Here is a 24,884-nt window from a genome sequence, read left to right as displayed (position 1 = left end):
TCTGTGATAGTTTTCAAATCTGGCCAGCAAGGCTAAGGACCCGTTTCATTGAAAATTACTATGGGAGTTCTTTAGGGGGTTCTTTAGGCAGTTCTTTAATTATTGTGGGAGTTTTTTCAGAGCTTTTTTCAGAGTTGATCGATTACTTCCTATTTTTTCCCATAGCCTTGACCTTTTACTGATTGATTTTTCAATCTAAGATATCCATTCTTCAGGTTACTGTAATATACTGAGGTATGATCCTGGTGTTGCTACCGTTTTCATTCGTTACTGTAAGGCTCACATCATACTTTCCCGGTTTAGTAAATGTGTGCGTTGCGTTTAAAGCATGTTTTGACTTAATTCCATCTCCAAAATCCCAATACCAGAACATCGGTGCATCTGTACTGTTATCAGTAAATAATACTTTTAAGGGAACATCTCCTGATGTTACATTCGCAAAGAAGTCAGCAACAGGTATTTTCAGTGACGGTTCTATTCCCGAAACCGTACACATATAAATATCCGAATTTGTGTGGGGAAGACCATTGACTGTATAATCATTACGCGAATCTGTCCAGACTATTCTGTCACCATAGATTGCAGGGCTTGACTGCAATGATTTATTTGAAGTAATTTGAGTTTCCGCATTGGTAGAGAGATTATACATATAGATATCACCATTTCTATTGCGATCATCTACCCATATTATCCTGTCACCATAGATAGCGTGATATCCCGGATAGCCTTGGATGTTAGTGATTCTGCTCTCCTTAGAAGTTGAAAGGTCGTACATATAAATATTCGATCCATTGCGAGAATCCTTCCACACTATTTTGTCTCCATAGATATCAGGAGAGTATTGATCTGAATCGTCAGCAGTAATTTGAGTTTCCGTGGAAGTGGAGAGGTCGTACATGTAGATATCGGTAGGATCATAGCCTTTTCCATTGCGAGAATCTTCCCACACAATTTTGTCCCCATAGATAGCGGGATTATCCTGATGCGACTCGTTTGTGGTTATTCGGGTCTCTTTTGATGTGGAAAGGTCATACATATAAATATCTCCATTTCCGTTGCGAGTATCCGTCCAGACTATCCTGTCCCCGTAAATGTCAGGATAAAATGCTTTTCCGCTGTTAGTAATCTGAATTTCTTTGGAAGTGGAAAGATTATACATATGTATATCGGTTTTGTCCAGTACATCGGGACTACCGGTACTGCGAAACTCCTGCCAGACTATCCTGTCCCCGTATATTTCAGGCCCCGTATTATAGTGATATGAACTATTTGTTGTAATTCTAGTTTCTCTGGAAGTGGATAGATTGTACATGTAGATGTCGTGGTATCTTGGTCCATTGCGGTCATCTAAATATACAATCCTGTCTCCGTAGATGGCAGGCATCGTCTGATTATATTTGTTTGTGGTGATCTGAGCCTCTTTGAGAATGTATCGAGGCCTATCGTATGCGGTTATTGGATATAGTTTCGAGAAAGTACCGTTTGCGTTGCTTACTGTCAGATTGACAGCATACGTACCGGACATAGGATACACATAAACCGGTGTTTTATCTTTAGAGTCCACGATTCCGTCATTATCAAAATCCCATGCTCTGGATGTTGCATTTTGCGAGAGATCTGTAAACAGGACGGAAAGAGGTACATAACCTCCAGTTACGTTGACACTGAAGTCGGCAACAGGAAAGACTGGCTGTTTATCTTTGGATCTATATACAAGAGGAAGATAATCATACTCAGTTCCATTGATATTATAAGGTAAATCACCAATCCCGTCCCCGTTCCAGTCATTGCAGTTTTGGGAAAAGCCAGTCCCATCAGGCTTTGCCCAGTAATTGCCGCCCAGGTACGGGCCTCCTACAATATTTTTTCCCGGGGTTTTTGTAGTGTTCCAGACAGCGTCATCTAAGCCACGTTCGAGATAGTCGATTTCAGTATTATTGAAGAGGTTAACTGTGTTATTGAAAAAATTGTTGTAAATCAAAATGGTACCAGTAGAAGTAGGATCATTGGGAGATAAATCCAGAGAGATTCCACATTTTCTATTTCTCTCAATTCTATTGTCAATTACAAGAGCAATGTCCCCCAGAGATATGCCAATATCGTTGTTTGAAATTGTGTTATTTTTTATTGTATTCCCTGAAGAGTAATGAGCAATAATGATCCCTTCAGTGTTTGAGGTCAGGGTATTATTTGTAATCTGATTATCACCGGAGATGAAAGCTGCAGAAATACCGCTAAGGCAGTTGGAGATTGAATTATTGTCTATTATATTATCATGTGAATCGATGATGCAGATTCCAGATCCAGATCCATCTATAGTATTGTTTATAATCTTATTTTTACTGCAGTAGTTGATGCCGATCTGACCATTCAGAAACGTATTGTTAATTATCGTAATGTTAATCTCGCTGCCTCCTGAACTTAAGTGAATACTCGAATTGGAAAATCTATTGTTAGAAAAAATACAATTATAGCATTCACTACCCCTGATGCCTGCTTCAGTCCCTATTATTATGTTTTTTTCAAAAGTGGAATTGTAACAATTATCGAGAAGGATACCTGAACTGTTTTCTAAAAAAAGGTTATTTTTGACAATACAGTTCTCGATAAATCCCTGACCAGATGAATAAAAAGGCCTCAAACTAACATTCTCGTGTATGCTAAATCCACTGACAACTATGTTGTTAGCCGCCAAATTGAAAGTCTGAATAACAGTATCTTCAGGTTTTTCGGAAGCAGAATGAATGTTCAGATTATCTATTCCTATATCTACACTCTCATTATAGATACCCGGATAAACAAGAATAATATCCCCTGGAGATGAATCGTTTACCGCTTCCTGAATAGATGGAAAAGCTGCACCTGAACTACTATTACCTACCAGAATCTCCCTTGCAGATGCAGGGCTATGAATTAGAATCATGAAAAAGATAGTAACTACTAAAAGGATTATGAATTTATTTACCCACACCTTTACTTCCCCCTTTAAACCAGAAATATCATACTAATAAGATCACAAATCCTCAAAAAAGATATATGATTTAAGGACTAATAGAATTTATTTTCTTTATTATATATCCTTGATTACTTCCTCAGCAAAAATAATGTATGTTGCAGAGTTATATGTAATTTTAACAGGTTTTAATCTCTAAATTTAATTTCTGTTCTATTTTAATCCTTAAATTCTTTAATCTGGACCTTGATCCTGATATACAGATATTTCAAATTACGCTTTAAGCTATATTTTCAATGAAATGGAAGTTTTTTATACAGACAGTTTCATAGCTGATTAATACTTAATCATGTGTAGAATACTTAATTATGTGTAATAGTTTGTATTTTTCAGGCTTCCTTTGATTCGGTACATTTATACGTATATAGAAATAATTTTAATTCAGGTTAAGTATAAAAATTGATTTTTTTATGAGCAAAAAAGCACAAAAGGCAATTTAAGAGCTAGTTAAATACTTTGTTTGAGATTTGGGGATTTACAGAAGGGGTTCTTAACAGATTTTGTTTAAATTTAGTCATAACTTTCAGGAATTTCAATTTCTCATATGGAAATGTCCAAACTGGAAACTTCAAGATTGGATTTTTGAGGTTGGAAACGTCTGAAATGCTAAACTGTCACAAATTCTAAACATTGAAATTAAAATTTTGAGATTATAATTTTGAATTGGGATTTGAGATTGAAATTTTATGATTGGGATTTTATGATTGGGATTTTGAAACTGGAAATTTCTGAAACCGGAAACTCAGGATTGTTCCAATACTTACAAAATTAAAAGGGTGATGAACATGGATAATGAAAAGAAACTGTCTGGGAGAGAGGGGAAAAATTCAGACTACGATGTAATAATCATAGGGGCAGGGCCTGCCGGAATGTTTGCGGCTTACGAGCTTGCGGAGGTAAAGCCGTTGAAAATTCTTATTGTGGATATGGGCAGGGATATAGATGAACGCTTCTGTCCTATGAAAACCCATACATACTGCATGCACTGCACACCATGCGATATTATGTGCGGGGTTGGGGGCTGTGGGACTTTTTCGGACGGAACTTTAAACCTGCGGCCTGATGTTGGAGGAGATCTGGCAGCCCTTACAGGTGACCAGACCGAAGCCTGGCGACTCGTAGAAAAAGTGGATAAGGTCTTTTTGAAGTTTGGGGCACCTCAGGGAGCTTTGCTGACCGAAGGCCCGGAAATTGAAGAGCTTAAACGCAGGGCTGCTTCGGTCGGGGCTCGTTTTATTGAGATAAAGCAGCGGCATATAGGTTCAGATAACGCCCCTGCAGTTATAGGGCGCTTCAAACAGGATCTTGTTAATAAAGGAGTGAATTTCCTGCTTGAAACCGAGGTAGAAGATCTGCTGATTGAAGACGAGACCTGTAAAGGGATTATACTTTCTGATGGGCGAGAACTCCGGGCCAGTTACGTGCTCCTATCTCCCGGGAGGCGTGGCTGCAACTGGGTTTCGGAGATGATTGAGAAGCATGGAATTGAAGCCCGGTACGGAGGAATTGACATTGGGGTAAGGGTAGAAGTCCCTGCCATCGTTATGGACCCTGTAACAAAAATCAACCGCGATCCCAAGTTCCATATTCAGACCCGCCGTTACGATGATTTTGTCAGGACGTTTTGTACAAATATGCGCGGATATGTCGTAAAAGAAGAATATGAAGGCTTTATTGCAACTAACGGGCATTCTCTGGCAAACGAGGAGTCCGAAAATACCAATTTTGCTTTTCTTGTCCGAGTCGAGCTTACCGAACCCATTGAAAATACCACAAAATACGCCCGTTCAATCGCAAAACTTGCAACCACGATTGGGGGAGGAAAGCCAGTTCTGCAGCGCATGGGTGATCTAAGAAGGGGCCGACGCTCTACAAAAGAACGCCTTGCAAAAAACCTTGTTGTAAATACACTCAAAGACGTAACCCCAGGCGATATTTCAATGGCGCTGCCTCACAGGATAGTCATGGATATAATCGAAGGCCTTGAAACCTTAAATGAAATCATTCCAGGTGTTACCTCAGATTCAACCCTGCTGTACGCCCCTGAAGTCAAGTTCTATGCAATGCACCTGAAAGTCGACAGGCAAATGGAAACCAGCATCAAAAACCTCTTTGCAGCCGGAGATGGGGCAGGACTTTCAAGGGACATAGTCAACGCCGCTGCTACCGGAATTTTGGCGGCTGAGGGGATAATGAATATGGTCAAAGAGAAGGAAGGAGAAAAGGAAAGAGAAAAGGAAGGAGTAATAGAATGAACTCAGGCGAAGGAAAAAACAGAGAGAAAATTTGTTTCAAGAAAGATTACGTCCCCATCTGAAAGCCCGGATTTACTGAAATACATTAAAAAATTCGCTTCTTAGTCTGAAAAGAGGTTTGGAATAAAATTCAGGACTCAATCTAAATTTTAATCCCTTTGATTGTATGCCGCAGATCTTTGTGGAGTAGATGTTGCTAGTGGAGTTTTGTTTAGATAGATGGGGACGCAATTTATACCATGAGCTTATCTTATATAATATTTTTAACGTATAATGTTACTTTACTGGTATAATTGTTAGTGGAATATAGTAAACTTTAGTTCCATTAGTTTAATGATTATATTACCAGTATAATGGAGTTATGTAAGCTGGAACTTTTAACATATAAGAGTATAATCTAAAATTTTTTTGAAATTATTTTATGAGTCATTTCCTGTTTTTAGCTGTTAAGTTGGAAAAGAGTGAATTACATTTTTCTAAACCTGCGTTATGCGGGAAAAAATCTTTGGCGCAGACCTTTTACAAAAATAAATAAGCGCTCATTAAGATAAATTAGTAAAGGTTTTAAAGTTAGCCAAGTTTACAATATTATTATTTATTGTCGGCTGTGATTAAAAACCGGAAGAGTATCTATGGTTTTGCAAAGTAGCAAAAAGCCCGAAGAAATTGCTCGTGAAGATCTCGATAAGATGCTTGAACTGTCAGGTTGGAAAGTTCAGGATCTATACGAAATGAAACCCAGTGAAAGTATAGGGGTTGCAGTCACGGAAGCCCACCTGAAAGTCGGATTTTCGGATTATCTTCTCTTTGCTGATAGGCGACCTGTAGGCATTATTGAAGCAAAACCAAAAGGATTTACCCTGAGCGGAGTTGCCGAACAGTCTGAAAAGTATGCAAAAAGCAGTTTGGCAGATCTTCTGGCAGTAAATGAGCCGCTTCCTTTTTGCTATGAAAGCACAGGCGATGAGACAAACTTCAGAGACCGGAGAGATCCTGATGCTCGTTCTCGCAGAGTTTTTTCGTTTCATAGACCAGAAACCCTTAAAGGATTGATTGAGGAAAAAGATACACTGAGAAGTAGACTTATTAAAACTTCACAGCTAGTTCCGCTGGATAGGCAAAAACTGTGGGATTGCCAGTATGAAGCAATTCAAAACCTTGAGAAATCACTGGCAGACAACCGTCCAAGATCCTTGATACAGATGGCGACAGGCAGTGGAAAAACGTATACCGCTGTGAGTTTTATTAACAGGCTGATCAAGTTTTCAAAAGCAAAAAGAGTGCTCTTTCTGGTTGACAGAAATAACCTTGGAGAGCAAACGTTGCGGGAGTTTGATAGCTATCCAATTCCTGGTGATGGGCGGTTGTTTACAAAAGTATACAACGTACAGCACCTGAAATCAAACAGCCTAGACCCTGTTTGCAAAGTATGCATCACTACGATTCAACGCCTGTATTCAATGCTCAAAGGAGAAAAAGAATTGGATCCGGAACTTGAGGAAGAATCGGCTTTTGATCGCTGGGCAGACTTTTCAGGGAAAGAAGCGGGAAAGGAATCAGAAGAGGCAAAAAAGGAAAGAACAATCGATTACAACCCTGACATCCCTATTGAGTATTTTGATTTCATTGTAACTGACGAATGCCACCGATCAATCTATCACCTATGGAGGCAGGTGCTTGAGTATTTCGATGCCTTTATCATTGGGTTGACTGCAACGCCATCAAATCAAACATTAGGTTTTTTTAATAAGAACCTTGTCATGGAATATTCACATGAAAGAGCCGTCGCAGACGGTGTAAACGTAGGTTATGAAGTCTACAGAATAAAAACTGAAATTACGGAAAAAGGTAGCAAGGTTGAAGCCGGCTTTTATATAGACAAACGGGATAAACTTACGAGAAAGATCAGGTGGGAACAACTTGATGACGAGTTTTCCTACGACGAAAAGAAGCTTGACCACTCGGTTGTCTCAAAAGACCAGATAAGAACCGTAATAAGAACATTTAAGGAAAAACTCTTTACTGAAATATTCCCAGGCAGATCCGAAGTTCCAAAAACCCTGATTTTTGCAAAGGACGACTCTCATGCTGAAGATATTGTTGAGATTATAAGGGAAGAATTTGGAAAAGGCAACGATTTTTGCAAGAAAATCACTTACAGGGTCACTGGAGAAGACCCGAAAACCCTGATCAAGTATTTCAGGAATAAGTATTATCCGCGTATTGTCGTAACCGTGGATATGATCTCCACAGGGACGGACATAAAACCCCTTGAATGCGTTCTCTTCATGAGGGACGTCCGTTCAAGCGTTTATTTTGAGCAGATGAAAGGAAGAGGCACCCGCACGATAAACCTGGATGATATGAAGGAAATAAGTCCAGATTGCACGAAAGGAAAGACCCATTTTATAATCGTGGATGCAGTAGGGATCTGCGAGAGCGATAAGACCGATTCCCGTCCCCTTGAAAGAAAAAAGACCGTTCCTTTTGACAAAATTCTGATACAGGTCGCTTTTGGCAGCCGGGATGAAGATACCCTAACAACCCTTGCTGGCCGCCTGGCCCGCCTCGACCGAGAAATCACTTCCTACGACCGGGAAAAGATCGAAAATGAGTCAGGCGGCAAGTCTCTGAGCGTCCTTACAAATGCTCTCCTTGACGCTGTTGACCCGGATGTTCAGGAAGCAAAAGCAAAAATCCTCTTCAATACTGATTCTCCTTCGTCCGTCCAGCTGGAAAAAGCCAGAGAAATCCTCGCCTCTGAAGCCTGTGCTCCTTTTGATTCTCCAACTCTTCGAAACCTCCTCATTGACCTGCACCGCAAAAACGAACAGGTAATAGACACGGTAAGCGAAGATCGAGTTCTTTACGCAGGTTTTGACGCCGATGCAAAAGAAAAAGCCCAAAAAACCATAGAAAACTTCCACAAATTCATTGAAGAAAACAAAGACGAACTTACAGCCCTTCAGATAATCTACAACACCCCTTACGGAAAAAGGCACCTCACATACCGTGCAATCAAACAGCTTGCCGAATCCATAGAAAAGCCTCCCTACTACCTGACCCCGGAAAAACTCTGGCAAGCCTACGAAGCCCTCGACCTGTCAAAAGTCAAACAGGCAACTCCGGGAAAACTCCTTACCAATATAGTTTCCATCCTTCGCTTCGAACTCGGAGAATCCGATATTCTCGAACCTTTTCCGGATACAGTTGAATCAAGGTTTGAAAAATGGCTATCAGCTCAGGAAGCTTCGGGCAGAACCTTTTCAGAAGAACAGAAAGAGTGGCTCAGAATGATCAAGGACCATATTGCGTCCTCGCTGGATATCGAGGTTGAGGACTTTGAGAATGTGCCGTTTAACAGGAAAGGAGGGGCGTTTAAAGCTTATGAGTTATTTGGGGAGGATCTAGTGGGGATTATGGAGGAGTTGAGTGAAGTGTTGACTGGATAAAGCGATTTTTATCTAATAGATTCTCTCCTCTTTTCAATAAATTCTCACTATCAACTATTAGTGTTTCAAAAGTGTCTTGTATCGGAACCAAGTAAATGAATCCTTTAGGAGGTTCGACACAAGTGGCAGTAAACTCATCAGCTTCTCGTACCATATGACCTTCTAGTCTGAAACGTCCCAATCCGAAGTCCATGCCATATCCTTCTAATCTAGGTCCTCCTAGTCTTAAATCTATATTGCTTTTAAGGCGCTCATCAAATATTTTATTTTCCAGTGAGGTTATTTTATCAGATAATTCGTTTATTTTATTTCCAAATTCCTCTAAATGGTTGTCCATATTAATAGAAAAATCATTCATCCACTCCTCAAATTTCCTTGATAATTGGTTTGAAAATTCATTTGCTAATTCTTTTTCAACAATTCTAACTATTTCATCCGATCTTTGTCCTCTTTGTGCCATAAACACCCTCAGTAAAATGAATTATATAGTCCTATTAAAACTGAAAACATGAAGATTAGGCTTGTAACAACTCCACTCAGAAAAAATGAAAAAGAGTAACGTAAAAGGTTAGCATTTCGATCATTTATACTTGCATTTCCTTCAAACTTGTCTCTGATGTTAGTATTTGCATTTCCTTCAAACTTACATCCACCATCAACAGCATAAACGAATAGCTCAGATAATTTATATAAAATCATTTCTTTACTTTTTCCAGTTTTAACATAATTCTCCATAAAATAGGTAAGTTCAGGTACAATGTACCTTTCTTTTACGTATAACACTTTAACAGCAAGAAGTATTGAAATTATTAAAAAAACTAGACTTAATACATAAAATAGAATACTACCAAAGGATAGATCTCCAGTTTTTATCTGTTCAAAAACATATAGCCCACTAATTGAATCAAGTCCAAATATTACTCCTACAAAACCAACTACATTAGATGCCTTATTTTCAATATTTAGGGTTCTTTGAAATTCTCTTTGATACCTTTCGAATATAATATTGTACGAGATTTCATCAAATTTAATATTATCCATCATAATCAGGATCACCTACATATATATTTGCAATAAGCCTCATAATTTATGAATTAATTAAGGATTTACGTTTTGGCTTTGAAGATGAATCCTAAAATTACTTAGAGTTTTCAAAAAAATGTAAAAATCTTTATCCATGGGATTTCTATAAATCTTAAATACTACCTAAATTTCTTATATAGTTCAGTCAATTAACATCTTATTTTAATATTTAAAATTGAAAAGATTTCAGCATAAATAAACAAATATTATTATAGGTAATTTATGTAATTATGAGAATTAAAACTAAGAAGAATTACTATGGGGGGAAAAATATTTCTTAATTTTTGACAAAAGATGATTATTTCAAATGATTTTTTGTATTCTCTCCAAATTTTATGAGTAAAAGTTAATTTCACATATTTGTTGAAACTTTTAGAATTTTGTGATGTTAAAAACAGTCTCAAGCAACGCATTAAGCTTTAAAAATATATGGCAAGTTTTAATGTTGAGCCTATCCCAAAAGCAATATTATGTTGAAATTATAAATTTACCTTTATGTCATTTCGTGAAATCGATGATGTTCTATGGGAATCCATGGAACCTTATCTTCCTCCACAGAAACCGCCTACAGGAAGGCCACGTGCAAATCTGAGGAAGTTAATGAACGGTATTTTGTACGTTGTTATGACAGGTTGTACGTGGAAAGACGTTCCCAGGAAATATGGATCTAAGTCAACAGTACATAGATTCCATCTATATCTGTGTGAACATGGCATATATCAGAAGATTTTCAATGAACTTTTAAACAAAGGTTACGATTTGAATAAAATAGATCTTTCTCACTGCTTTACTGATACAAAGGATGTTCCGGCTAAAAAAGGGGGGATATCGGCTACGATGGCCACAAAAAAATAAAAGGAATAAAAATAAGCGTTTTAGTAGATTTGCAAGGTTTACCTCTCTCGATTATTATTGTTCCTGCAAATAAGAATGATTCTACACTTTATATACCTACACTTAAAAATTTCAATATAAAGAGACCTGTAGGAAGGCCTGTTAACAGGCCTTCCAAAGTAACAGCTGATGCAATGTATGATACAGCTAAAATTAGAAAATATAACAGGAGAAGAGGAATAAAGTCCAATATACCAGTAAATAAAAGAAATAGGAAGAAAAAGAAGAGAGGAAGACCAATAAAAGTAGATCAAGAAGAATACAAAAAGAAAAGCATAGTAGAAAGGTTCTTTAGCTGGATAGAGTCATGCAAGAAAGTATTTCCAAGATATGAAATTAAAGAGACATCATATTTAGGAGTTGTAATGGTAGCAGCAATAATTAGAGTAAATGAGCTTTTGGGATAGGCTCGTTTAATTTCTTAAAAATATTAATACCAATAACTATTTCATTCCGTCAAGGGAAAAACACACTTTGTATTAAATAAATTTCACGAAAGTGACATGTTCCATTGAAAATACTAATAATTTATCTCCAACTTTTATCCTACACCAAAAGAGAACGATTATACAAATTAAGTTCTTTTAAAAATGCACGGAGAACCCAGATAACTGATACTGAAAATCTACTGATGCTTCTTAAGAAACACAAAAAAATACAAAAAGTATCTCGAACATTCGACATAGCTATTTAGCCTTTTAGGTTTAAGTTAAAAAAATTAAAGTAGAAATGAAAAAATTAAGAAAATTAGGGCTCTTCGTGGTTTTGTGTGGATATCCTCATAATATTTTCATAAAAACCAATGCGGTCTTAAATTGAAAATCATCTTATCCATAGGGAATGACGAAGAGCCAAAATTAGTATATTCATATTTTCTTTGTCAACAGCTCTTGATTTTGAGGGATAAGCCCCACACAGATCTCGCTTATATCTTTTACATATATTGTATTTGCTTCCTTATCAAACTCTCCATTAATTTCAACAAACTTACGGCAGAAAAACTCAAGATAGTAATCCGGTTTCCATAAACACCTGTCCACATATTTTAGCAGATACTCACCATCACAGGTCTGCAGATAGTAGTCCGGGCCTTCAGATTTGCTTCCGACCCTTCCATGTTTTACATAAACAAGTCCTTTAAAAATTCCCATAAAAAGGCTCCTTCTTTTGATTTACAGTTACGGCTTAAAAATAAATATATTCAAAAGACAAAACCGCATCATTTATTATTACTTAAATAAGTATAAATAAATATTGTGACAATGTTTCAACACTACTATAATACAAGTTCCTTAAAATACGCTAATAACCTTCTTCTGCTTCTATCCAAAAACTAAAAGAGAACTGTTATATAAATTAAATTCTTTTAAAAACGCACGGAGAACCCAGATGACTGATACCGAAAATCTACCGGCGCTCCCTGATAATTGGTGCTGGACAACAATTGGAGAAATTTGCGATTTGATCAATGGAAAAGCCTTTAAACCTATTGAATGGTCTTCACATGGTATTCCAATTGTGAGAATTCAAAATCTTAATAATGAAGAATCAGAGTTCAATTATTGTGATTTTCAAGTAGAGGATAAATATTACTTTAATAATGGACAGCTGTTATTTGCTTGGTCAGGCACCCCAGGAACTTCTTTTGGGGCTCATATATGGAATCGAGGAGACGCTGTTCTTAATCAACATATATTCAAAGTCAATATAAACGAATCCTATACGGACAAAAAATTTCTTATGCATGTAATGAATTGGAATGTTACAGAATATGTAAGAAAAGCACACGGGACAGCAGGTTTAGCTCATATTACTAAAAACAAATTTGAAACCTCTTTTATCCCATTCCCACCTATCGCTGAACAGCACCGCATAGTCCAGAGAATCGAGGAACTTTTCACCGATCTGGATGCCGGAGTTCAGGAGCTTGAAAAGGCGAAGGTTCAGACTGAAAATTACAGGCGGGTGGTTTTGAAGGCGGCTTTTGAGGGGAAATTGACAGAGGAATGGAGAAAACTCAATCCTGAGATTGAATCTGCCAACAATCTGTTAGCAAAAATCTTAATTGAACGCCGTATTACTTGGGAAAAAGAACAATTAGAAAAAATGAAATTAAACGGGAAAATTCCAAAAAGTGACAAATGGAAAGAAAGTTACAGCGAACCAAAAGCAGTTGATGACATTGATCTACCTAAATTACCGAACAGTTGGACTTGGGTAAACCTTGGACAACTAACATGGTCAGTAAAAGATGGGCCACATTATAGTCCTGAATACGCTGAGGAAGGCATTCCATTTATAACTGGAGGAAATGTAAGGCCTTCAGGTGTAGATTTTGATAATGTGAAATACATAACAAAAGAGCTGCACAAAGAATTGTCTCAAAGATGCAAACCCGAAGTAGGAGATATTCTATACACAAAAGGTGGAACGACGGGAATTGCACGTGTAAATACATATGATTTTGAGTTCAGTGTATGGGTTCATGTAGCAGTCCTTAAACTCGTTAGTTTAGTTGACCCATTCTATTTACAACACACACTCAATTCACCTTTCTGTTATGCACAATCACAGCGTTTTACACACGGCGTCGGGAATCAGGATCTTGGATTGACAAGAATGGTTAACATAATCCTTAGTCTACCTCCTATAGAAGAACAAAGAGAAATCATTTCTACAATTGAGTATCAAATTTCTGTCATCGACCAGATAGAAAAAATCATAGACCAGTCCCTTGCTCAAGCAGAAAAACTTCGTCAGTCTATCCTTAAAAAAGCCTTTGAAGGTAAACTTGTACCTCAATACCCGAATGATGAATCTGCCTCTGTCCTGCTTGAGAGAATAAAACAGGAAAAAGGCAGGGCTGAAAGTCGGAAAAAGCCAGGCAAGGAAAGAAAAGTGAAAGCCAAAACAAAAATGGAAGTATCAGGAAAAATAAAACAGGCGGAGTTGTTCTAAATGGCAAGTGAATCTTCAACAATCGTGCAGAGGCTGTGGAATTACTGCAATGTGCTGCGGGACGACGGGATAAGTTACGGAGATTACGTTGAGCAGCTTACTTATTTACTCTTTTTGAAAATGGCTGAGGAAAAGGCAAGTTCACCTTTTGCGAGAACTTCAGCTTTCACCATTCCTGAAGGGTATGACTGGAAAAGCCTGGTCACAAAAGATGGGGACGAGCTTGAAATCCATTACAGGCATATCCTTGAAACCCTGGCAAAAGAAGAAGGGATGCTCGGGGTCATTTTCAGGAAATCCCAGAATAAAGTCCAGGACCCGGCGAAGCTGAAACGGCTTATTGAGCTTATCAACGGCGAAAGGTGGACAGGGATGGATATGGATGTCAAAGGCGAGATCTACGAAGGACTGCTTGAGAAAAATGCCGAGGACACCAAAAGCGGAGCAGGCCAGTACTTCACGCCCAGGCAGCTCATCAAAGCAATGGTTGCCGTACTGCAGCCTGAGCCGGAAAAGACAATCTGCGATCCTGCATGTGGAACAGGTGGTTTTTTCCTTGCTGCACACGACTACATTGGAAGCCCGGAAAAATACAGGAGAAATCCGCTAGACCGGGACCAGAAAAATTTCCTGAGAAAAAAAACTTTCCGGGGTTGGGAGATCGTTGATAACACAGCCCGACTCTGTGTAATGAATCTTTTCCTTCACGGCATAGGCGGAAAAGAGAGTCCCATAACCGTTGGAGACAGCCTGATCTCAGATCCGGGCGAGCGTTTTGACTACATCCTGACAAATCCGCCTTTCGGGAAGAAAAGCAGCATCACAATTGTAAACGGCGGAGGGAAAGCTGAAAAAGAATCCTTGACTTATGAGCGGGATGATTTTGTTGCAACGACCTCAAACAAGCAGCTCAATTTCCTCCAGCACGTTAGAACCCTCCTGAAGGTCACAGGAAAAGCTGCAATCGTGCTTCCAGACAACGTGCTCTTTGAAGGAGGAGCTGGAGAACTCGTGAGAAAACGGCTGCTTCAGGATTGTAATGTCCACACCCTGCTGCGCCTCCCAACAGGGGTTTTCTATGCTCAGGGCGTAAAAGCAAACGTGCTCTTTTTTGACAACCGGCCCGGCAGAAGTGAACCCTGGACCGATAAGCTCTGGATCTACGATCTTCGAACCAATATGCACTTCACCCTCAAAACAAATCCACTCCGCTATGAAGACCTCGAAGACTTCATCAAATGTTACAACCCTGAAGATATAAATTCCAGAACTGAAGCCGAACGCTTCTGCTGTTTCACTTACGACGAACTCATTCAACGGGATAAAGTCAATCTCGACATTTTCTGGCTCAAAGACGAAAGCCTTGAAGACTCCGAAAATCTTCCAGAGCCTGACATGATCGCAGCCGAACTCGTTGAGAATCTTCAATCGGCGCTGGAACAGTTCAGCAGTATTTACCAGGAATTGGAAAGTGGAGAATAACCTTCTCCAATCTTACTTTGGCATGAAAGTTCTTTCAAGTACTTTCATTTCTTTATGCCTGTAATTAGAAGAATTTCATGTGCGTTTTTTATGAACCAAACAAATGAAAAGTTTTCTTGGGCTCATCAAAAAGGCCTGAGAGTTACAAGCAAAACTCTTGAAGTTGAGTCAAGCCTAAAAATAAAAATAATGTGCTAAAAAGCTCCTAACAACCATATTCATCGTCCAGGACCTGTCCTTGTTGAGTTTCTTCATCAGTGTGTTATTCACGGAATAGGGGAGCTTGCAAAAGACTCTGGACGATAATTTGACAAAAAAATTGAAATTGTTGACAGTAATTCTGCATATATGTGGAATTCAAAGAATTTTTGAAACGATAATGAGCGTATATGAAAGTAAAGCATCAGGTCCTCATGTAAACAAAGAAAGGTTTAGAGATGAATGGTTTTAATAAAAAATGAAAGAATTGAGTTCAAAAAGAGTGACAGGGGACGGAAATGAATCCTTAACCGATGACCAATGAAAAAAGACTTATTTTTAATGGTTTCCAATGCGACTGCCGGGATTCGAACCCGGGTTCTAAGCTTGGGAAGCTCAGGTCATAGCCACTAAACCACAGTCGCATGAAGATGTATAGAAGTGATGTGTATTCTCCTCATGCATCTTTTAGATATTAAAGGTTTCGGTAACGAAGAAAGAGCGGCAGGGATAATTGTTTCATGGGAAAAAAAGGAAAAACTCTATTTCTGAAATTTGAGGGTGCAAAGCGATAAAGACCTGCGAATTGAATTATAGTATAGAGAAAAATTTCAAAGCGTTTTTTCGGGGATAGGGTAATGGCTCGATTCATAGAGCTTGTGGATCTTTTTGAGACACTTGAAAACATAACGTCCCATAAGGAAATCGTCAGGAAAATTGCTAATTTTTTATAGGGACTGGAAGGAAAGGAAGGAAAGGACAGTGCATACTTTTTTCTCGGGAGTATAGGACCTGCCTTTGAGAATACGGCACTGGGAATAGGAGATAAGTTCGCTTTAAAAGCTATTGCCGGAGCATACGGAGTTTCCTAAGAAGAGGTTAAAAATAGATATTCAAGGACAGGGGACCTTGAGGATGTGGCTTTTGAGTTAAACCGGGGAGAAGGAAAGTCTCTGGCAATCAATAAAGTGTTTGGAAGGCTAAAAGAGATAAAAGAAGCTTCAGGAAAAGGTATTTGAAGATTTATTGAAGAAAGGAAAGGCATTTGAAGATTTATTGAAAAAAGGAAAGAAAGGAGAAGGTAGTAAAAGAAGAAATTGGATGCGAAAATACAAGGGGCAGGGGGTAACAATTGAGAAATCGAGAGATTGCCGAGTTATTTTATGAAGCTGCTGACATTCTTGAGTACCAGCAGGTTGAATGGAAACCACGGGCTTATCGGAAAGCTGCTCAGATGATCGAAAACCTTGGAGAAGACATAGAAAAAATCTATGCCAGAGAAGGAAAATCCGGGCTGACTAAAATTCCGGGCATAGGGGAGTCAATTGCCAACCACATTGCTGAGTATCTGGAAACAGGCGAAGTGGAAAAATTTGAAAAGCTTAAAGAAAAAGCCCCTTCAGGCACCGCAGAACTGATGGAAATTCGAGGGCTTGGGGCAAAGAAAATCAAAAAGCTTTCCGATGCCCTTGGTGTGAGGACACTTTCAGATCTTAAAAACGCGATCATTGCCCACAGGCTAAAGAGGCTCGAAGGATTTGGAGAAAAAAGTGAAAAGAACCTGGCAAGGGCAATTGAGCAATATGAGAAAAGCCATGCCCGGCTAGCCCTCGGAAAAGCACTTCCACTAGCAGATGAAGTTATATCCGCTTTAAAAGCCCAGTGTGAAAGCAGAACCTCTAAAGTCGACCTCTCTAAAATAATATACACAGGTTCACTCCGCAGGTTGAAAGAGACAATCGGGGATATCGATATCCTGGCAGAAGCTGAAAAAGAAGAGGCTTTGAAGGTAATGGACTGTTTTGTCTCGCTTCCGGACGTTGAACAGGTGATCTTAAAAGGCAGCACAAAAAGCAGCGTAATTTTGAGAGAAGGGACAGCTATTGACCTGAGAGTAGTCCCGCCTGAGAGTTACGGAGCAGCTCTTCAGTATTTTACGGGCTCAAAGGAGCACAATATAGAACTTAGAAACGTTGCCATAAAAAACGGTTACAAACTTTCGGAGTACGGGCTGTATTTAAAAGAATCCGGTAAACAGATTGCAGGCAGCAGTGAAGAAGATATTTATGAAAGACTTGGGCTTGCCTATATCCCACCCGAACTTCGGGAAAACCGGGGAGAAATTAAAGCCGCTGCAAGAAATTCCCTACCCAGGCTGGTAGAAGCAGGTGATCTCAAGGGAGACCTCCATATGCATACCGAATACAGTGAAGGAAAAGACAGTCTAAAAACCATGATTGAAAAAGCAGAAGCTCTTGGTTATGAGTATATCGCAGTAACCGATCATTCCCGTTCCCAAAAGGTTGCAAACGGCCTGGATATTGAGAAATTAAAAGCCCAATGGAAAGAAATCGACAAACTCTCAAAACAATTCCGGATAAAAATCCTCAAAGGATCTGAGGTAGATATCCTGAAAGATGGAAGCCTTGACTATCCTGATGAAATTCTCAAAGAACTCGATATTGTGGTAGGAGCTGTACATTCCGGTTTTGCATTCCCTGAAAGGAGAATGACCGAAAGGATTGTCACGGCTCTGGAGAACAAATATCTTGATATCCTTGCACATCCCTCCGGAAGGCTGCTAGGGAAAAGAGAGGCTTATGCCGTTAATTTTGAAAAAGTCTTTGAAGTTGCCGCTGCAAATGGAAAAGTAATGGAGATCAACAGCCAGCCTTCAAGGCTTGACCTTAATGACGAGCTTATCCTGCGTGCAAAGACCTTTGGACTAAAATTCTGTATATCTACAGACAGCCATGCCGTTTCCGATCTAACCTCCATGCGGTACGGCCTCGGACAGGCGCGGCGGGGCTGGCTTGAAAAAGAAGACGTTATAAACACCTACCCCCACTCCAGGCTTAAACAAGTTTTCAAAAAGCCCAATCAGTGATCGGTTTGTGCCACAACCGTTGCGCCGGTTGATCACGCCGGATAGAGTTCGGGTATAAGGTTCTCAAACCCAAACGTTGTCAGGGTTTTCGGTCAAGCCTTTTTTCAAAAGGGTTGCAGCTAAGCCTTTTATTAAAAAGGTCATAACCACACCGCCGCGTAACCCAAAACAAAATTTGAATAAATCATACTTCCTGAGCGCATTTAGAAAACAGCCTTTTTTGCCCTAGTTCAGCCCTCTTGAGCGAACGAAGTGAGCGAAAAGGGCACCGTCCTCCCGAGACGGGACTCGGGTGACTGAACTCGGGTGACGGGACTCGGGTGACTGAACTCGGGGCAGAAAGACTAATAAAGGAGTAAAAATTCAAATGAATACAAAACCCCATTAAACAAAAATTGATAAAAGGTAATAATATGGTTTCAAAGGACCTTCCCTTCACCAAAGAAAAAATTCAGGAAATAATTAAAAAGTATCCCACCCCGTTTCATATATACGATGAGAAAGCCATTCTGAAAAATGCGGAGAAAATGAAAGCAGCTTTCAGGGAGGTTCCGGGTTTTAAAGAATTTTTTGCTGTAAAAGCCCTTCCAAATCCCTTTATTCTTAAAATCTTGAGAAAAGAAGGTTTTGGTGCGGATTGCAGTTCTTTACCGGAGTTAATTCTTGCTGAAAAAGCAGGAATTGCTGGGGAAAACATAATGTTTAGCTCAAACGATACTCCTGCTGAAGAGTTTCTGAAGGCAAAAGAGCTTGGAGCATACATAAACCTTGATGACATAAGCCATATTGACTACCTTGAAAAGTATGCCGGACTTCCTGAAATTGTCTGTTTCAGGTATAATCCTGGCCCTCTTAAGGAAGGAAATGCTATTATAGGAAAGCCTGAAGAAGCAAAGTACGGCTTTACGAGAGACCAGCTTTTTGAAGGCTACCGCATACTCAGGGACAGGGGAGTAAAGCGGTTCGGAATGCACACGATGGTGGCTTCGAATGAACTAAATGCTGATTACTTTGTGGAAACCGCAAGAATCCTCTTTGAACTTATAGTTGAAATCTCAAAAGAACTCAACATAAATTTCGAGTTTGTGAACCTCGGCGGAGGCATAGGCATCCCCTACAGGCCTGAACAAGAACCTGTTTCATTCGAAGCCGTGGCAAAAGGTGTCAAAAAGGCTTACGAAGCCACAATCACGGCTAACGGGCTTTATCCTCTCAAAGTCTTCCTGGAATGCGGCCGTGTAATTACAGGTCCATATGGCTACCTGATTACCCAGGTTCGGCACCTCAAACACACCTATAAGGACTATGTCGGGATGGACTCCTGTATGGCCAACCTGATGCGGCCGGGCATTTACGGAGCCTATCACCATATAACAGTGCTCGGAAAGGAAAACGAGGCTCCTGTCCATAAGTATGACGTAACCGGCTCCCTCTGTGAGAATAATGACAAATTCGCAATTGATAGGCCGCTTCCTAAAATTGAAATCGGAGATATCCTCGCAATCCACGACACAGGAGCTCACGGACACGCTATGGGCTTCAATTACAACGGAAAGCTCCGTTCTGCCGAACTCCTTCTCAGGAAGGACGGAAGTGTTGTGCAGATCAGGAGAGCCGAAACTATTGAGGACTACTTTGCAACCCTGGATTTCGAAGCCCTGAAGGGTTTCAAGTAAGAAAACTCTTCAGCGAAAATTGGAATAAATGTTCCAAAAAAGATTCAAAAAAAATTTGCTGAAAAACTAAAGACAGGTGAATAGCAGAGAAATTTCATTGCGAAATCTTACTGCTGCACCTGAATTACCTTTCTTTTACATGAAATGTATTCAGGACTTATACGTTTGAAGTACAAAATTGAAGTACAAAATTAAACTTACTCAAGAGAGTGAAAATATAAGACAGAAATATCACACATCAGAAAAGTCATCTCCATACTGTCTGCACTCCTGCGTACTTATCATTCCACAGTTCAAAAGACTCAGTGATTCAAATATGCCTTCGCCTACACTTATTCCTTTCAGTGCGCATTTCTTCACCAAACGGTCGTAAAGGACTTCATTTTCGTTTTTAATAAAGTCGCACATTTCCGAAATAAATTCATCTGTTATAAGTGGTTCTTCTTTGTTTACCCAATTATCAATTGACTCGATCAGATATTGAGGCATAGACTTTTTCTTTCCAATATCCATAAGATCCATAAAAGCACATTCATCTATGCTTAGAACCCACTTACCAAGTTTGTACTTAAACGTATCTCCACTATCATCTTCCAAGCATACTCCCCCATAATGATTAAATTCTCATAATAATTAGAGGGCTCATGCTATTTAATCATCAGAGAGATTAACTGTCTGGGTATTAAATTCGCACAAGAAGGTATATGGAAAATGTGGAGTAGAAAAAGTAAAAGGTACTGGACTCAGTAAAAGGTATTGGATTCAGTAAAAGGTATTGGATTCAGTAAAAGGTATTGGACTCAGTAAAAGTACCTGGACTCTGCAGATAAATTTGGCAGATATTCCAAAAATGTACTTTTTTTGCGCACCTTTTGAATACTTTTCTCCGGGATCTTGGATCTTTGAATTTATTTGCTTCAAAAGAGAAGGGAAAATTCAGAACCCGGATCGTGCACCCTGGTTGAGTTCTCCCGGAAGTATTATATATTGACCGTTGACCGGCTTAAACATCCTTAAATATCTTCATATTTTTTCAGGATATCCTCAAAGGAGTCCGCTACAGCTTCAAGTTTTTCCTTCCCAAGCCCGAAAGTACTGAGTTTGAAATATTTGGTAAGCCCGGACTTGATACCGTGAATATTGCGTGCTTTGAGATCCTTATAGAGGAAGTATCTTCCGTTCTTGACTTTCTCGGAGATTTCATAGAAGCGTGGAGCTTCAAAGAACATAAGGTCATGAGAATGGGGTTTTTGCCCGCGCTGGATAAAGCCCATTCCCTCAAGCCTTGCCGAGAACCAGCGAGCATTTTCGACCTCCTGGTCCCAGTTCCTAACACGCTTTACCACATCCGGGAAAGATGCAATAAGGGTCATAACCGTAGCGCCCCTTGCCGTGCACCCCAGAAGCTCAACTTCTTTTACCTTGTTATGTTTGGATTTCCTGAACACGATAGGAGCATACTCTTCACTTACCCCGAGAACTCCGACAGGTCCGGATGCGGCCATCGATTTATGCCCGCTGCCTGCAATAAAGTCTGCACCGAATTCTTTTGCAGATACCGGCATTCTTCCGACGGCATATGCACCATTTAGAAGGAGAGGGACGTCGTATTCGTGGCAGACCGACGCTATCTTTCCTGCATCAGGTAGGTTTCCATAACTTCCGTCCGGGTAAGTTACAAGTGCAAGAGCCGGCGGTTTTCCACTTTCCTTTGTAACCTCTTCTATTGCTGTGGCATACCCTTCAGGGTCAAGGTAATAGTCGGGACTGCCTGAATGCGGTACGGTTTTGATATTAAGGCCTGCTCTTTCGGCTGCAACATATGAAGAGTAATGGGCAAGTCCATCGAGTACAATCCAGTCACCCGGCTTTCCAATAGAATGCATGACAGCAAACTTGGACTCCCGTGCACCATTTGTGACTCTTGCTTCATCACAGCCCAGAAACTCTGGAAGGGCCTTATGTACGAAATCATAAATTGGAGGCTTTTTTATCTGATCCAGAACCCCTCCGCAGAAATCACATACAGAATATCCGTCTCCCCACTCTACAAGAGCCTGTTTTGCAGCCTCAGTCAACCGCCCGCCTGTCTGAAGAGGGTCGATATTTATACTACCAAGGGTCTCTCTTTTTATAAAACCGAACTTCTGAAGGGATGAGTCATCAAGTTTCATTTTCTTTTATACCTCAATTTATCTTTCATACTTCAGTATTAGTTATGGATTGACCTCAATATCAGTTACGGATTGATCTCAATATTAGTTATGGATTAATCTCAATATTAGTTATGGATTGACCTCAATATCAGTTACGGATTGATCTCAATATTAGTTATGGATTAATCTCAATATAGTTACAGATCAACCTCAATATAGTTACAGGTTAGTTTATGATTTTTAAGTTGCAGATTCAGGACAGTATTTTGAACTAAAAAGAATCGAAATTACTCCATCCAATTAAATGCTTTTACCCTACTTCGCGTTTAAGATTCTTGTTTACTCTGGATACGCATTGATTCATAAAAAAGTATTCCAAAACTCCTTAGATTTTAAGATAGCAAAGGCTCCTTAATAACTATCAAGAGCCCCCTGCTGGAAAGATCCCGGATTTACCGGAAAAAGAAAGCAAAACGCCTTTAAAAAGACGTTATGCACCATTTTTCAAATACTTCAGGCGTTTACTGCTTTGCTAAAGACATCAGTAAATTCGTCGCACTGAGTTATTATTTTCGAAGCAGCGTCCTTTAAGACCTCAATAGGGTTTGTACCATCGGTTTTGATGTAAAGGATCGGGTCACTGATACTTACGTACTTCATATCATAGAAGGCGATCTCAACCCTCTGGTCTTTAATCAGAAGATCCTTAAGTATATTTAGAAGGGTATGTGTCTCGCCTTTGAGCTCGACTTCAAGCTCATTGTCTGTTTTGGAGAGAATGTTCAGTTCCATTGGTGACCACCTGTAAGTGTGAGTAATATAATTTACTGATAATTTACGATAATTTACGATAATTTACGATAATTTACGATAATTTACTGATAATTTACTGATTATTTACTGTGCAGAAACCCATACCTGCAGGAGAATAAAATTATTTTATTCCTTTTCCGTACTCGGTTGAGATTTTGCGAGTTTCGGTCATATTGCAGACGGGGCATTTAAGCTTTTTCCCTTCAAGCACGAGTTCTCCTTTGCAGTTTGAACAGTAGGCTTTTACAACTCCCAGGGAATCCTCAGCTGTTGTAAGGCGTATTCTTTCAGTGTCGAGAACCCTGGCCCTGACTATATCATAAGGTCTGAACTCATCTGAAAGTCTTTTAACGTAAGAGTCTCGCACATTCGACACATGGATGTCTCCCGAACGCACATTGACAATTTCCCTTTCTTCTTTGCCTTCAATTCCTGCAACTTCCACCATTGCTCCGGATTCGCGCACGTCAGTTATCTTTCCATAGACAATATCTCCTACTTTAAGAATATTCGGAGTGAGTGTGCGTGGCCTGACCGAAACTACTCTGGCTTTCCTGTCAATAAGTACATTTCCGGTAGCTGTAGAGTAAATATCTCCGGCAGACACAGTTGTCCCTTCCCCGGGCTTGAACTCTTCAGTCGTTCCCACAAGCTCTCCAGGAAGCACAAAACCTCCTTTTTCAAGCTCTTCTTCCGGAGTCTTGGTTTCGTAAGGAACTCTGGGTTCAGGCAGATCCGATCTTTCCCTTGAGCCTTTTTTCTGGTAAGGGAACCTTCTTTTCTTGCCCTGGTCTCCCCTGAACTGGTCCTTTGACTGAGTCCTGGACTGACCTTTTAATTGTTCTCTAGGATGCCCCCTGAAATGATCTCTTGATTGGCTCTTATATTGATCTCTGGACTGCTCCCTTGGGTGAGTTTTAACCTGTTCCCTGGGCTGGGCCTTAAACTGATCTCTCGACTGGCCTTTGAATTGGTCTCTGCTTTCTGAAGTAATTTGAGTTACATTTTCGGCAACCGGCTTTCCTTCGCTCGGGCCAGTCAATTTTTTTCTCGTAGTTTTACTTTTTCTAATTCTAATCATGATCCCTCATTTGGACTATTATTAGTAGTCGATATAAATCGTAATCACAGCAGCTATCAATAATATGGAATGCTGGTAGCCATTCAATTGGATACTGGCACATTCAATTGACAGATAATCAACCTCAATAGATGGTATAAATTATCATGTTCCTATTATCTGTCACTTTTGCCCTATTGACGCACTATATAGTTTGGTAATACACAGGCATACTTATTATAAGCAGTGTAATAGCTCCCCTTTTGAGGTAAAGTCCTGCACTAAAGCTATAAAGTTTGATGCCTTTAAATGTTACTTGCGTCTGGATTATCCGGAGATCTTAATCCTGTAGATCTCAACATCAATAACCTCTCGTTCTTTTTTATGGAAATCGAAGGTTCGTTTTATAGGGAATTTCGCAACGTAGGAGTGTGTAATGACTGCAGGCTTAATGAACTTTTGGATAAAAGCAAGGCTTCCGCGGTTGTGAATTGAATATATCACTTCACTTGTTCTTAACGCTGACGAAAGAAAAGGCCGGTCTCTGCCTTTCACTCTTGCCCCGAAAGGAGGGTTCATAACCGTTGTTTTTACGCGTTCTTTAATGTCGGAAATGTCTGATAATACGAACTCGACTTCTACTCCAAGTTTTCGGGCATTTTTTCTTGCGGTCTCAAGTGCTTTTGAATCCGTATCGTAACCTACAACTTTTCTGGCTCCCAGAAGCTTTGCCCCAATTGCAAGGATACCAGTACCGCAGCCCAAATCCTGCACCGAATCATCAAGATCTCCCTGCATGTAAGCAAAGTGAAGAATTTCCGCAGCTAAAAGAGGAGGGGTCTGGTACTGCTCCAGTTCAAGTTCAGGACTGGAAAAGTCTTCCAACTCTTCCAGGAGTATCTCAAGTTTTCTCTGTTTCATTTCATCTACTTAAATTTTCTATTCATTTTAATTTTA

The 24,884-nt window shown here is 39.7% G+C and carries 17 protein-coding genes and 1 tRNA gene; 8 read left to right on the top strand and 10 right to left on the bottom strand.

Going from position 1 to position 24,884, the window contains the following annotated elements; all coding sequences use genetic code 11:
* Positions 1-211: 211 nt before the first annotated feature.
* On the bottom strand, positions 212-2,971 hold the full coding sequence (locus MSVAZ_RS13690; protein ID WP_048121841.1) for a NosD domain-containing protein: 2,760 nt from the start codon (positions 2,969-2,971) through the stop codon (positions 212-214).
* 827 nt (positions 2,972-3,798) lie between these two features.
* Here MSVAZ_RS13690 and MSVAZ_RS13685 point away from each other — a divergent pair.
* The gene (locus tag MSVAZ_RS13685) at positions 3,799-5,268 is read left to right on the top strand and encodes an NAD(P)/FAD-dependent oxidoreductase (protein ID WP_048121839.1); all 1,470 of its coding nucleotides are present in this window, start codon (positions 3,799-3,801) and stop codon (positions 5,266-5,268) included.
* Between the two features lie 632 nt (positions 5,269-5,900).
* Complete coding sequence (locus MSVAZ_RS13680; protein WP_048121837.1) at positions 5,901-8,720, top strand: type I restriction endonuclease subunit R; 2,820 nt, start codon at positions 5,901-5,903, stop codon at positions 8,718-8,720.
* Here MSVAZ_RS13680 and MSVAZ_RS13675 read toward each other — a convergent pair.
* Both MSVAZ_RS13675 and MSVAZ_RS13670 read right to left on the bottom strand, forming a co-directional pair.
* The gene (locus MSVAZ_RS13675) at positions 8,686-9,180 is read right to left on the bottom strand and encodes a hypothetical protein (RefSeq protein ID WP_048121835.1); all 495 of its coding nucleotides are present in this window, start codon (positions 9,178-9,180) and stop codon (positions 8,686-8,688) included. The two genes, MSVAZ_RS13680 and MSVAZ_RS13675, sit on opposite strands and share 35 nt — an antisense overlap.
* An 8-nt stretch (positions 9,181-9,188) precedes the next feature.
* A complete protein-coding gene (locus MSVAZ_RS13670; RefSeq protein WP_048121833.1) occupies positions 9,189-9,764 on the bottom strand; it encodes a hypothetical protein in 576 nt (191 codons plus the stop codon).
* A 534-nt stretch (positions 9,765-10,298) separates the two neighbouring features.
* Between MSVAZ_RS13670 and MSVAZ_RS13665 the strand changes: the two genes are divergently transcribed.
* Both MSVAZ_RS13665 and MSVAZ_RS13660 read left to right on the top strand, forming a co-directional pair.
* Positions 10,299-10,658 carry a transposase gene (locus MSVAZ_RS13665; protein WP_048119490.1) on the top strand — a complete coding sequence of 120 codons (360 nt, stop codon included), beginning with the start codon at positions 10,299-10,301 and terminating at the stop codon, positions 10,656-10,658.
* Positions 10,659-10,687: 29 nt separating this feature from the next.
* Entirely contained in the window at positions 10,688-11,104 is a 417-nt protein-coding gene (locus tag MSVAZ_RS13660; RefSeq protein ID WP_232316102.1) for a transposase, read from the top strand.
* A gap of 459 nt (positions 11,105-11,563) precedes the next feature.
* Here the strand turns inward: MSVAZ_RS13660 and MSVAZ_RS13655 are convergent, their stop codons facing one another.
* Entirely contained in the window at positions 11,564-11,848 is a 285-nt protein-coding gene (locus tag MSVAZ_RS13655) for a hypothetical protein (protein WP_048121831.1), read from the bottom strand.
* 238 nt (positions 11,849-12,086) lie between these two features.
* On the opposite strand from MSVAZ_RS13655, the gene MSVAZ_RS18950 reads away from it, so the two are divergent.
* Entirely contained in the window at positions 12,087-13,655 is a 1,569-nt protein-coding gene (locus MSVAZ_RS18950) for a restriction endonuclease subunit S (RefSeq protein WP_052727985.1), read from the top strand.
* A complete protein-coding gene (locus MSVAZ_RS13645) occupies positions 13,656-15,137 on the top strand; it encodes a type I restriction-modification system subunit M (protein ID WP_048121828.1) in 1,482 nt (493 codons plus the stop codon).
* A gap of 551 nt (positions 15,138-15,688) precedes the next feature.
* Here MSVAZ_RS13645 and MSVAZ_RS13640 read toward each other — a convergent pair.
* Positions 15,689-15,760, bottom strand: a tRNA-Gly gene (locus MSVAZ_RS13640).
* A gap of 707 nt (positions 15,761-16,467) precedes the next feature.
* Between MSVAZ_RS13640 and polX the strand changes: the two genes are divergently transcribed.
* Both polX and lysA read left to right on the top strand, forming a co-directional pair.
* Complete coding sequence (polX, locus tag MSVAZ_RS13635) at positions 16,468-18,222, top strand: DNA polymerase/3'-5' exonuclease PolX (protein WP_048121825.1); 1,755 nt, start codon at positions 16,468-16,470, stop codon at positions 18,220-18,222.
* A gap of 413 nt (positions 18,223-18,635) precedes the next feature.
* Entirely contained in the window at positions 18,636-19,898 is a 1,263-nt protein-coding gene (gene lysA, locus MSVAZ_RS13630) for a diaminopimelate decarboxylase (protein WP_048121823.1), read from the top strand.
* 231 nt (positions 19,899-20,129) lie between these two features.
* Here lysA and MSVAZ_RS13625 read toward each other — a convergent pair whose 3' ends face one another.
* The 5 genes from MSVAZ_RS13625 to MSVAZ_RS13600 form a co-directional block, all read right to left on the bottom strand.
* Positions 20,130-20,495 (bottom strand): hypothetical protein, encoded by a 366-nt coding sequence (locus MSVAZ_RS13625; RefSeq protein WP_048121821.1) that lies wholly within the window; start codon positions 20,493-20,495, stop codon positions 20,130-20,132.
* A 416-nt stretch (positions 20,496-20,911) separates the two neighbouring features.
* Positions 20,912-22,072, bottom strand: coding sequence for an O-phospho-L-seryl-tRNA:Cys-tRNA synthase (gene pscS, locus MSVAZ_RS13615; protein WP_048121815.1), 1,161 nt, complete (start codon positions 22,070-22,072; stop codon positions 20,912-20,914).
* A 495-nt stretch (positions 22,073-22,567) separates the two neighbouring features.
* Positions 22,568-22,846: a DNA-directed RNA polymerase subunit L gene (locus MSVAZ_RS13610; protein WP_048121813.1), complete on the bottom strand. Its 279-nt coding sequence runs from the start codon at positions 22,844-22,846 to the stop codon at positions 22,568-22,570.
* 142 nt (positions 22,847-22,988) lie between these two features.
* Positions 22,989-23,948, bottom strand: a complete 960-nt coding sequence (locus tag MSVAZ_RS13605) for an exosome complex RNA-binding protein Csl4 (RefSeq protein WP_048121811.1) — start codon at positions 23,946-23,948, stop codon at positions 22,989-22,991.
* 306 nt (positions 23,949-24,254) lie between these two features.
* A complete protein-coding gene (locus MSVAZ_RS13600; protein ID WP_048121809.1) occupies positions 24,255-24,848 on the bottom strand; it encodes an METTL5 family protein in 594 nt (197 codons plus the stop codon).
* Between the last annotated feature and the right edge of the window lie 36 nt (positions 24,849-24,884).

Origin of the sequence: Methanosarcina vacuolata Z-761 (genome assembly GCF_000969905.1) — an archaeon.
In the GTDB taxonomy this organism is placed as follows: Archaea; Halobacteriota; Methanosarcinia; order Methanosarcinales; family Methanosarcinaceae; genus Methanosarcina; species Methanosarcina vacuolata.
This window is presented reverse-complemented; position numbering and strand designations above follow the sequence as displayed.